7 protein-coding genes are annotated in these 11,780 nt (G+C 71.9%); 6 read left to right on the top strand and 1 reads right to left on the bottom strand.

Annotated elements, in window-relative coordinates; genetic code table 11:
* The first annotated feature begins 18 nt into the window (after positions 1 to 18).
* The 5 genes from ABZ454_RS21655 (at position 19) to ABZ454_RS21635 (ending at position 8,789) form a co-directional block, all read left to right on the top strand.
* The gene (locus tag ABZ454_RS21655; protein ID WP_359540007.1) at positions 19 to 1,437 is read left to right on the top strand and encodes a GH1 family beta-glucosidase; all 1,419 of its coding nucleotides are present in this window, start codon (positions 19 to 21) and stop codon (positions 1,435 to 1,437) included.
* Between the two features lie 54 nt (positions 1,438 to 1,491).
* Positions 1,492 to 3,363 (top strand): discoidin domain-containing protein, encoded by a 1,872-nt coding sequence (locus ABZ454_RS21650; RefSeq protein WP_359540006.1) that lies wholly within the window; start codon positions 1,492 to 1,494, stop codon positions 3,361 to 3,363.
* Between the two features lie 145 nt (positions 3,364 to 3,508).
* The gene (locus ABZ454_RS21645) at positions 3,509 to 6,580 is read left to right on the top strand and encodes a glycoside hydrolase family 3 N-terminal domain-containing protein (RefSeq protein ID WP_359540005.1); all 3,072 of its coding nucleotides are present in this window, start codon (positions 3,509 to 3,511) and stop codon (positions 6,578 to 6,580) included.
* A gap of 86 nt (positions 6,581 to 6,666) precedes the next feature.
* Positions 6,667 to 8,115 carry a hypothetical protein gene (locus ABZ454_RS21640; RefSeq protein WP_359540004.1) on the top strand — a complete coding sequence of 483 codons (1,449 nt, stop codon included), beginning with the start codon at positions 6,667 to 6,669 and terminating at the stop codon, positions 8,113 to 8,115.
* Between the two features lie 77 nt (positions 8,116 to 8,192).
* On the top strand, positions 8,193 to 8,789 hold the full coding sequence (locus tag ABZ454_RS21635; protein WP_359540002.1) for a dihydrofolate reductase family protein: 597 nt from the start codon (positions 8,193 to 8,195) through the stop codon (positions 8,787 to 8,789).
* 53 nt (positions 8,790 to 8,842) lie between these two features.
* On the opposite strand, the gene ABZ454_RS21630 is transcribed toward ABZ454_RS21635, so the two are convergent.
* Positions 8,843 to 10,438 (bottom strand): adenosine deaminase, encoded by a 1,596-nt coding sequence (locus tag ABZ454_RS21630; protein ID WP_359540001.1) that lies wholly within the window; start codon positions 10,436 to 10,438, stop codon positions 8,843 to 8,845.
* Between the two features lie 408 nt (positions 10,439 to 10,846).
* Between ABZ454_RS21630 and ABZ454_RS21625 the strand changes: the two genes are divergently transcribed.
* Positions 10,847 to 11,635, top strand: a complete 789-nt coding sequence (locus tag ABZ454_RS21625) for a GH25 family lysozyme (protein WP_359540165.1) — start codon at positions 10,847 to 10,849, stop codon at positions 11,633 to 11,635.
* Positions 11,636 to 11,780: the final 145 nt, after the last annotated feature.

Here is an 11,780-nt window from a genome sequence, read left to right as displayed (position 1 = left end):
GCACACCACAGGAGACCCATGAACCTCGTCACCCCCCAGGCCTACGCCCGCGAGATCGCCGCCCAGGCCGTACCCGGGCTGCCCGCCGACTTCCGCTGGGGCGTCGCCACAGCCGCGTACCAGATCGAGGGAGCGGCGGCGGAGGACGGCAGAACGCCGTCCATCTGGGACACGTACTGCAGGGTGCCGGGCATGGTCGTCCGCGGCGAGAACGGTGACGTGGCCTGCGACCACTACCACCGGATGCCCGAGGACGTCTCGCTGATCGCCGGCCTGGGCGTCGACACGTACCGCTTCTCGCTGGCCTGGCCCCGCATCCAGCCCGGCGGCCGCGGCCCCGCCAACGCCAAGGGCCTGGACTTCTACAAGCGCCTGCTCGACGAGCTGGACGCCAAGGGCGTCACCCCGTGGATCACGCTGTACCACTGGGACCTCCCGCAGGAGCTGGAGGACGCGGGCGGCTGGCCGGCCCGCGACACCGCCCACCGCTTCGCCGAGTACGCCGCCCTCGCCTACGACGCCCTGGGCGACCGGGTGAAGCACTGGACCACGCTGAACGAGCCGTGGTGCTCGGCGATGCTCGGCTACGCGTACGGCAACCAGGCCCCCGGCCGGAAGGACTTCGGCGAGGCGATCCACGCCGTCCACCACCTGCTCCTGGGCCACGGCCTCGCCTCGCAGTACATGCGGGAGCAGTCCGCCGCGCGCGGCAACGCGCTCGAACTCGGCATCACCCTCAACCTCGGCACCGCCACTCCCGAGACCGGCAGCCACGAGGACGCCGAGGCCTGCCGCCGCGCCGACGGGCTCGGCGCCCGCCTCTACCTGGACCCCGTCGTCAAGGGCGCCTACCCCGAGGACATCGTCGCCGACCTCGCGGCCCAGGGCATCGAACTCCCCGTCCAGGAAGGCGACCTGGAGGTCATCTCCACCCCGCTGGACGTCCTCGGCGTCAACTTCTACCGCGGCTCGCTCTTCTCCGGCGTCACCGAGGAGGGCGCGACCACGGACGCCGACGGCCTGCCCGTCACCCGGGTCGTGGAGCGCGAGCTGCCCCGTACCGCCATGGACTGGGAGATCACCCCCACCGCCCTCACCGACCTGCTGGTCCGTCTGGAGAAGGACTACGGCCTCCCGACGGTCATCACCGAGAACGGCGCCGCCTTCGACGACACCGTCTCCGCGGACGGCGAGATCCACGACGCCGACCGCACCACGTACCTGGCCGACCACATCGCCGCCGTCGCCGCCGCCCGCACCCAGGGCGCCGACGTCCGGGGCTACTTCGCCTGGTCGCTGATGGACAACTTCGAGTGGTCCTACGGCTACGACAAGCGATTCGGCATCGTCCGCGTCGACTACGACACGCAGGAGCGGACGCTCAAGGACAGCGCCAAGTGGTACCGCGACACCATCCGCCTCACCCGCAACGCGTAGGGCCTGTCCGGCAGCGCCCGCGCGACCCCCAAGGATACGAACGGGAGCCCCACCGTGCCCTCTCGTACGACTCTGGCAGTCACCACCACCGCTCTGATCGCCCTCGCCGCCCCCATGGCCTTCGCCGCCCCGGCCCCCCGGCCGGCGGCGCAGGCCGCGGCGTGGGACACCGACCGGGCGGCCGCCGCCCACGCCGCCGACCCCGCGTCCGTCACCGCGTCCGGCTCCGAGAACGCCGGCACCGGACCGGGAGCCGCCGCCGACGGCGACGGCGCCACCCGCTGGTCCAGCGACTTCGCCGACAACGCCTGGATCCGGGTCGACCTCGGCTCCGTCCTCCGGATCAGCCGGGTCACCCTGGACTGGGAGGCCGCCTACGGCAAGAAGTACGTCCTGGAGGTGTCCAGGAACGGCACCGACTGGACCGCCTTCTACACCGAGGACGACGGAACCGGCGGCAGCGTCACCGCGCACACCTACCCGCAGGAGGTCACCGGCCGCTACGTCCGGATGCGCGGCATCCAGCGCGCCACCCCCTGGGGCTACTCCCTGTACTCCTTCAAGGTGTACGGAGGGGAGCCGGCCCCCGCCTCCACGACCCGCGCCAACCTCGCCCTGAACCACCCCGCGTACGGAAACCTCTACCAGCACGCGGGCAACTCACCGGCGTTCGTCACCGACGGCGGCTGGCCGGCCGACCTCAAGGCGGACCGGTCGCGCTGGTCGAGCGACTGGAACGCGGACCGCTGGGTGGGGGTCGACCTCGGGGCCGCCTCCACGATCGACACGGTCGACCTGTACTGGGAGGCGGCGTACGCCGTCGACTACCGGATCCAGGTCTCCGACGACAACCGCACCTGGCGCACCGTGTACCAGCCCTCCGCCGCCGAGGTCGCCGCCCGCCGCGCGGACGTGAAGTCACCCGGCGACGCCGTCGGACGGCACGACACGGTCAAGCTGTCCACCCCGGCGACCGGCCGCTACGTCCGGATGCTCGGCGTGGAGCGCCGCTCCTTCTACAACCCCGCGCCCGCCACCGCGCAGTTCGGCTACTCCCTCTACGAGTTCCAGGTCTGGGGCACCGGAGGCAGCGCCGACGCCGCCTACCCGGCCCTGCCCAAGAACCCCGGCGGCACGTACAGCACCACGTTCTTCGACGACTTCACCGGCTCGGGCCTGGACCGCTCCAAGTGGCGGGTGGTGCGCACGGGTACGGAGATGGGCCCCGTCAACGGCGAGTCGCAGGCCTACGTCGACTCGACCGACACCATCCGCACCGAGAACGGCGCCCTGGTCCTGCAGCCGAAGTACTGCAAGGGCTGCACCCCCACGCCGGCCGGCACCTTCGACTTCACCTCCGGACGGGTCGACACCCACACCAGGTTCGACTTCACCTACGGCAAGGTCAGCGCCCGCATGAAGCTGCCGGTCGGCGACGGCTTCTGGCCCGCCTTCTGGCTGCTCGGCAGCAACGTCGACGACCCGTCCGTCTCGTGGCCCGGCTCGGGCGAGACGGACATCATGGAGAACATCGGCTACGGGGACTGGACCAGCTCCGCGCTGCACGGCCCCGGCTACTCCGCCGACGGCAACATCGGCAAGCAGCAGACCTACCCGGACGGCGGCCGCGCCGACGCGTGGCACACCTACGGCGTCGAGTGGACGCCCGAGGGCATGACGTTCACCGTCGACGACCGGGTCGTCCAGACGACCTCCCGCCAGAAGCTGGAGTCGACCCGCGGCCAGTGGGTCTTCGACCACGACCAGTACGTGATTCTCAACCTGGCCCTCGGCGGCGCGTATCCCGCCGGATGGAACAAGGTCACCCAGCCCTACTGGGGTCTTCCGCAGTCCAGCGTCGACCGCATCGCCCAGGGCGGGGTCAGGGCGGAGATCGACTGGGTCCGGGTCGAGCAGAAGAAGTAGCACCCCCGCCCGCACCCACCCTCCCGCCCGCACCCACGCCACCCCGCCCCGCAACGTCACCCCCCGGTCCCACCCGCACCCCCCGCGCGCGGCGCGGCACCGCACCCGCCGTGCCGCGCGCGGTCACCGTACGAAGGAGCCGCACATGCCACCACGCACCCGTCACCGGGCGAGACCCGCGACGGCCGCACTGGCCGCCGCCACGGTCCTGGCCGGCCTGCTCGCCGGGGCCGTCCCCAGCGCGGCCGCGGCCGACGAACCGGCACCCGTCGCCGTCGACCGCTTCGAGGGCGAGGTCCCCTTCGCCAACCAGCCCGCCGAGGGCATCTTCACCTGGGGCGGCGACGCCGACGACCCGCCCACCCTCGCCCTGAAGGAACGCGCGGACGCCCCCGAGGGCGCCAAGGTCCTCGAAGGCACCTTCGACATCAGCGGCTACGGCGGCCTCAGCCACGACTACGCCGCCGACCAGCCCGCCCACGACTGGTCCGCCCACAAGGGCATCCGCTTCTGGTGGTACGGCCAGAACACCGCGCCCCTGCCGCCCGGTTCGGGCAAGAAGATCGCCTTCGAGATCAAGGACGGCGGCGCCAACGGCGAGGCCTCCGAGCTCTGGACCACCTCCTTCACCGACGACTGGGAGGGCTGGCACCAGGTCGAGATCCCGTTCGCCGACTTCACCTACCGCGGCGACTACCAGCCCGTCGGCGGCATCGACCAGGTCCTCGGCCTGAACGAGATGTGGGGCTACGCGCTCACCCTGCCGCCCGGAGCCCCCGGCAGGTTCGCCATGGACGGCGTGGAGCTGTACGGCAAGGCCGACGCCGCGCTGAAGGCGAGCGTCGTCACCGACGCGGCCGTGCACCCCGTCAAGCAGGGCGCGACCGCGGACATCGGCCTCTCCGTCACCACCACCGGTTCGCTCCCGCTGGACGAGCCCGTCACCGTCGCCTACGAGACGAAGGGCGGCAGCGCCGCCTCCGGCACCGACTACGCCCCGGTCAGCGGCACGTACACCTTCCCCGCGGGCACCGCCTCCGGCACCACCCACCGGGTCGCCGTCACCACGAAGAAGATCTCGGGCGCCGCGTCCGCGAAGACGGTCCCGCTCGAACTCACCGTCACCGGAGCCAGGCCGCCGAAGGAGAACCCGCAGGTCGTCATCGACGCCCACGGGCTGCCGTACCAGAACCCGAAGCTGCCGGTGAAGCAGCGCGTCGCCGACCTGCTCGCCCGGATGTCGCCCGCCGAGAAGGCCGGCCAGATGACGCAGGCGGAGCGCAACGCACTCTCCTCGCAGGGCGACATCGCCACGTACGACCTCGGCTCGCTGCTCTCCGGCGGCGGCTCCGTCCCCACGCCCAACACCGCCGCGGCCTGGGCGAAGATGGTCGACGCCTACCAGCTGCGCGCCCAGGCGACCCGCTTCCAGATCCCGCTGATCTACGGCGTGGACGCGGTGCACGGCCACAACAACGTGATCGGCTCGACGATCATGCCGCACAACGTCGGCCTCGGCGCGACCCGCGACCCGAAGACGGTCGAGAAGACCGGCGCGGTCACCGCGAACGAGGTGCGCGCCACCGGCATCCCGTGGGACTTCGCCCCCTGCCTCTGCGTCTCGCGCGACGACCGCTGGGGCCGCGCCTACGAGGCGTACGGCGAGGACCCGGCCCTCGTGGAGTCCCTGGAGACCGTGATCCAGGGCATGCAGGGCGCCGCGTCCGGCAAGGACCTCGCCCGCAACGACAAGGTGCTGGCGACCGCCAAGCACTACGTGGGCGACGGCGGTACCGAGTACGGCTCCTCCACCACCGGTTCGTACCCCATCGACCAGGGCGTCACCAAGGTCACGCGGCAGGAGCTCGAAGCCGTCCACCTCGCCCCGTTCGAGGACGCCGTCAAGCGCGGTGTCGGCACGGTCATGCCGTCGTACTCGTCGCTCGACATCCTCGGCGACGACGAGGGCCCGGTGAAGATGCACGCCAACGCCGAGATGATCAACGGCGTGCTGAAGGACCGGATGGGCTTCGAGGGCTTCGTCATCAGCGACTGGCAGGCGATCGACCAGATCCCCGGCGACTACGCGAGCGACGTCCGCACCTCGATCAACGCCGGACTCGACATGATCATGGTCCCGACGGCGTACAAGGACTTCACCAAGACGCTCCAGGCAGAGGTCACCGCGGGCCGCATCACCCAGGCCCGGATCGATGACGCGGTCTCCCGCATCCTGACGCAGAAGTTCAGGCTGGGCCTGTTCGAGAAGCCGTACGCCGACACGTCCAACCTCGACCAGGTCGGGTCGGACGGGCACCGCGCCGTGGCCCGCGAGGCCGCCGCCAAGTCCCAGGTGCTGCTGAAGAACGACGGCGGCGTGCTGCCGCTGAAGTCCACGCAGAAGGTGTACGTCGCCGGCTCCAACGCCGATGACATCGGCAACCAGGCCGGCGGCTGGACCGTCAGCTGGCAGGGCTCCTCCGGCCCCATCACGCCGGGCACCACGATCCTGTCGGCCATGAAGAAGGACGCGGCCTCGGTCACGTACTCCAAGGACGCCTCGGCCGCCACGGACGGCTACGACGTCGGCGTCGTGGTCGTCGGCGAGACCCCGTACGCGGAGGGCATCGGCGACGTCGGCAACGGGCACGACCTGGAGCTGTCCGCCGCCGACAAGGCAGCGGTCGACACAGTCTGCGCCGCGATGAAGTGCGCCGTCCTGATCGTCTCGGGCCGCCCGCAGTTCATCGGCGACCGGCTCGGCGACATCGACGCGCTGGTGGCCTCCTGGCTGCCGGGCACCGAGGGCGACGGCGTGGCCGACGTGCTCTTCGGTAAGCGCGCCTTCACCGGCCAGCTGCCGGTGACCTGGCCGAAGTCCGAGTCGCAGCTGCCGATCAACGTCGGCGACGCGGCGTACGACCCCCAGTTCCCGTACGGCTGGGGCCTCACCACCCTGAAGAAGCCCCCGGCCGGCGGCGAACTCACGCTCGGCGCGCTCGCGCTGGCCGCCCAGGTCGCGCAGAGGACGGGCCTCGGCCGGACGGACGTGGGCCGCACCATCGTCGGCCAGGCCCGTCTGCTGGTCCAGCAGAAGACCGGCGGGAAGCTGACGGAAGCGGTGTCCAAGCCGTTCGCCGATGCCGACCACCTGCTGCTCACCGGTGACCTGACCGGTGCGGTGGCGAAGCTGCGGGCGGCGTACCGGGCCGCCTGAGCCCTCGCGGGCGGGCGGGCGGACGGCGAAGGCGCCGTCGGTCCGCCCGTCACGCATTTATCACCCGTCTGGGTTAGCTTCGTAGTATGCGGAGCAAAGCGTTCCCCACCTCCCTGGCCCCGGCACTCCTGGCGGGGCTGCTGCTCCTGCTGGCGGCGGCCGCCCTGCTGCTGGCCCCTGCCGCGACCGGCGCCTCGCTATCCGCCGCCCCGGCCGCGACCGGCGCCTCCAGCGTCGAGGAGGTCGCCCAGGCCTTGCGCAAGGGCCCGGTGTACGTCGATCCCGCAGCGGCCGGCCAGCTCTCCCGGAGCCAGGCCGACGCCCTGACGAAGAAGATCAAGGACGCCGACAAGCCGGTCTTCGTGGCCGTACTGCCGCAGAGCGCCGCCTTTCCCGAGGACAGCGTGCTCCGCACCCTGCGCACCGACACCGGGATCACCGGCGTCTACGCGATCCGCCTCGGCGACGGCTTCAACGCGGGCGCCGACCCGCGGGTGATGTCCGTGCAGGCGGTCCGCAACCTCACCGCCGCCGTGAAGACACCCGGCGCGGACACCTCCGCCGCGACCCAGCTGAACGCCTTCGTCGACCGGGCCGTCGAGCAGGCCCGGGGCCATGCCCCCAGCACCTGGGGCGGCGGCTCGTCCGCCCGCAGCACCTCGGCCACCGCGGGCCTGATCACGGTCGGCGCGGTGGTGGTCCTCGGCGGAGCGGCGGCGTACACGGTCGTGCGCCGCAACCGCAAGCGCAAGGAGGCCGAGGAGCAGGCCGCCCTCGACAAGCTCCGGGTCGTCGTCGACGAGGACATCACGGCATACGGCGAAACCCTGGACCGGCTCGACTTCCACCCCGCGGAGCCCGGCGCGGACGACGCGATGCGCGCCGACTACGAACGCGCCCTCGACTCCTACGAGCGCGCGAAGTCCCGGATGGAACACGCCCGGCACCCCTCGGACGTGCGCGGGGTGACCCAGGCCCTGGAGGACGGGCGCTACTCGCTGGCCGTCCTGGACGCCCGCCGCACCGGCGGCGAACTCCCGGCCCGCCGCCCGCCCTGCTTCTTCGACCCGCGCCACGGCCCCTCGGTGGCCGACGTCCGCTGGTCCCCGCCCGGCGGCACGGCCCGCGAGGTCCCGGTCTGCGGCGCCGACGCGGTGCGCCTGCGCAACGGCGAGGACCCGATGAGCCGCACCGTCGACACGGGCGACGGCAGCCGGCGCCCGTACTGGGAGGCCGGTCCGGCCTACGGCCCCTGGGCGGGCGGCTACTTCGGCGGCGGCCTGCTCCCCGGCCTGCTGGTCGGCACCATGCTCGGCTCGATGCTCGCCACCCCGGCGTACGCGGCGGAGTACGGAGGGGGCGACTTCGGAGGCGGTGACTTCTCCGGCGGCGACTTCTCCGGCTCCGACTTCGACTCGTCCGGCTTCGACGGCGGCGGATTCGGCGACGGTGGCGGCGGGTTCGGCGACAGGGGCGGGTTCGGTGACGGCGGAGGCTTCGGCGGCGGTGGCGACTTCGGGGGCGGCGGCTTCTAGGACAACGGCGATGATTTCCGGGCCGCGCGGCAGTCTCTCTTCCCGTACACCTGATCAGCATTCGAGGAGCGAGTCACATGCGCATCGTCATCAGCGAGTTCATCAGCCTGGACGGCGTCGTACAGGCGCCGGGCGGTGCCGAGGAGGACACGGACGGCGGCTTCGCCCACGGCGGCTGGTCGCACCCGTTCTTCGACCCGGAGGTGGTGGGCGGCGCCTTCGACGACTCGATGAGCTCGGCCGAGGCGCTCCTCTTCGGCCGCCGCACCTGGCAGACGATGGCCGGAGCGTGGCCCGAGCGGGCCGGGGACCCCTTCGCCGACCGGATGAACGCCATCGGCAAGTACGTCGTGACCGACACCCTGGGCGACGACGACCTGACGTGGAACAACACCGAGCGCATCCCCGGCGAGAAGTTCGCGGCCCGGATCCAGGAGCTGCGCGAGAAGGACGGCGGCGACCTCCTGGTCATGGGCAGCCCCACCCTCGTACGCAGCCTGCTGAGCGGGGGCCTCGTCGACGAACTCAGGCTCGTGATCATGCCGGTGCTGCTCGGCGGCGGAAAGTCGATCTTCCCGGCGGACGGCGGGCTGCGCACGCTGGAACTGGTCGCGCACACCACGAGCGACGCGGGTGTGCGGGTGTGCACGTACCGTCCGGCGGCGAAGGGGTAGGGGTACGGGGCCACGGCCCGCACCCCACCCCCGACGGCGCGCGGCCGCCTGCGTCAGCGACGGCCGCCGTGGTCGCTCTCGAAGGCGGCGAAGGCCGCTTCCTGACGCCACTGGGTCGCGGCCTTCGGGCTGTCCGCGAGGTAGCGGGCGCAGCGCGCGTCCGGGCGGCCGCCGCCCGGACGGCTGTCGGCGCAGGCCGGGACCGGACGGTAGCCGGAGGCGGCCGAACCGGGGGCCCACAGGCTGCGGCCGTCACGGAACGCGTACTCCAGCGAGGCGCGGGCCAGGTCCTTCAGCTCGGTGTAGGAGAGGCCGTACGTCTTCGCGGCGTACTGGTACTCGTGGCTGATGTCGATCCGTGAGACGCCCGGGTCGTCGGTGGACAGGACGACGGGGACGCCGTAGCGGCGGTACGCGTTGAACGGGTGCTCGGCCCCCGCGATGCCGAGGATCTGCTTGTTGCTGGAGAACGGCACCTCGACCGCGATCTGGCGCTGGGCCATGGTCCGGGCGAGGCGCTGCCAGTCGTCCTCGTGGACGAGGTCGACGCCGTGGCCGATGCGTTCGGCCCCGGCGACGCGTACGGCCTCGTCGATGTGGAAGGTCAGGTCTTCCGGCTTGACCAGACCGGGGGCCAGCTCGCCGGCGTGCAGGGTGAGGTGGGCGCCCGGGTACTGGCCGCGCAGGTACTTCAGCATCCGCATCTGGAGGCTGTAGTTGCTCAGCGAGCTGTCCCAGTCCTCCGGCTGTACGAGGTTGACCGCGACGAACCTCGGGTCGCGCTCGGCCAGCCGCATGCCGACCGCCATCTGCGTGAACACCCGCGCCGGTGAACTGCCCCGGGAGACCTGGGAGATCCAGCGGACGGGCAGCCGGCAACCGGGGTCGGGGCGGGCGGTGTCGCAGTGGGCGGTCTTCCGGAAGTCCGCGTCACCGGCGTCGGCCTCCCGGACCGCCTCGTCGACGACCCGCTCCAGGCGCCCGCCGGCCAGGAGCTTGCGGTGGAACGCGGCCAGGTCGGCGTCGTAGCCCACCTCTTCCGCGAGCGCGCGGGCGCTGTCCGAGGCGGGCGTGACCATGGTCTCCAGGTAGAACTGGTTCTGCTCCACCACGGTGTTGGCCACATCGGCCAGGAGCTTGCCCCGGTCCCACGTCGCCAGGCCGAACTTGCCGAACGTGTCGAAGAAGTGGTCGTGCCCGGACTGGCCGGCCGGGAAGTCCTGCATGGACCAGGCCCGGACGATCTGCCGCTGGAAGGCGGCGTCCGTCCGCGCGTCGGCGGCGGGCCTCGTGCCCGGACCGCAGGGCGGCGCCACGGCCGTCATCGTCGCGTCGATGCACAGGCCCTTGTCGCTCGCGAGCTTGATCAGGTACTCGGTGGTGGCCGCGCCCGACAGGTGGTTGTGAAGGTCGCCCCCCTTGGGCAGGTCCTTGAAGAAGGCCTTCAGCGCGGCGGGCCTGCCGTGCAGCGAGTCGAGGTACGCGGCGGTCCTCCGCTCGGCCGGGGTCACGGCGCGGGGTGGCACGTCGTTCCCGGGTGCGGCGGCCGCCGGGACGGCCGGCAGCAGGGTCAGCAGGGCGAGCGCGCCGCCGAATCCGGCCAGGAGCGGGGACTTGGGACGGATTGCCGTCCGATGAGTAGAGATCACCGCCGCATGATCGCGTCTGGAAGGGCTCTTTATCCCTCGAACCACGTCCATAACGGGAAACGTCCACCCGATCGAGTGCGCGGGGGTGGCTGTCAGTTCGGAAAACTTCTGCCAGGCGCCGGCCGTTCGTACAGCTCACCGGGGTGGGGATTGGTCTGGACCACTAATGAAGGGTGAAGGCTATTTACCGGGCGCGGGCTCCTGTGGCTCACTATGTCGTGTTCGCGACAGCTGGACGCGCGTAGACCGTGAAGGAAAGCGCGTGGCCGCCGCCAGTCGCGGAAGCGCACTCCCCCCACCCAGCAGGAGGCCGCCTTGTACCCCCGGAGCAACTCCCCCGAGCCCACCCGGAAGAGACTCACCCTGGCCGGTGTCATCGGTACGAGCGCCGCGCTGCTGCTCGGTCTGATGTCCGGCACCGCGTCGGCGGCCCCCCTGCCGGACAACCCCGTGCCCTACGGCAAGGGATACCTGGGCGTCGGCTACCTCCAGGACACCAAGGACTTCATGCCCGACACCCGGCGGCTGCGCCTCGACGCCGAGGCGGACGCCGAGCTCAAGGCGAACCCCGTGGGCATCGACGTGTCCAGCTGGCAGGGGGGAATCAACTGGAGCTCCGTCCGGGGCGCGGGCATCGAGTTCGCCTGGATGAAGGCGACCGAGGGCCTCACGTACAAGGACCCGACGTTCAGCGCCAACTACCTGAACGCTTACCACGCGGGCGTGATCCGGGGCGCCTACCACTACGCGCGGCCGGACGTCTCCGGCGGCGCCGCCCAGGCGAGCTTCTTCGCGAGCAACGGGGGCGCCTGGTCCCGCGACAACCTCACGCTGCCCGGCGTGCTGGACATCGAGGGAACCTGCTACGGCTACTCCCAGGCCGCCATGCGGCAGTGGGTCCTCGACTTCTACACCACGTACAAGGCCCGCACGGGCCGTGACGTCGTGATCTACACCAGCCCGAGCTGGTGGAACTCCTGCACCGGCGGCTGGAGCGGCATGTCCGCCCGCAGCCCGCTGTGGGTCGCGCACTGGACCTCCGCCGCCAGCCCCAGCATTCCGTCGGGCTTCCCGTACTGGACGGTCTGGCAGTACACCTCCACCGGCTCGGTGAGCGGTGTCTCGGGCAACGTGGACCGCGACCGCTTCAGCGGTGACCGCTCCCGCCTGCTGGCGCTGGCCAACAACACCCCGTGACGGTGGATGCCGTAACACGCCGCGCCCGCCCGGGCGGGGCTTGCGCGTGAGGAGTGCGAGGGCCGCAGCGGCCGTCGACGAACGCGGCCTTGGTGGACTGGGTGGAGCTGTCCACACCGATGACGACCTCATGCGACGGCATGGC

Source organism: Streptomyces sp. NPDC005803, from assembly GCF_040630435.1.
Lineage (GTDB): Bacteria > Actinomycetota > Actinomycetes > Streptomycetales > Streptomycetaceae > Streptomyces.
This window is presented reverse-complemented; position numbering and strand designations above follow the sequence as displayed.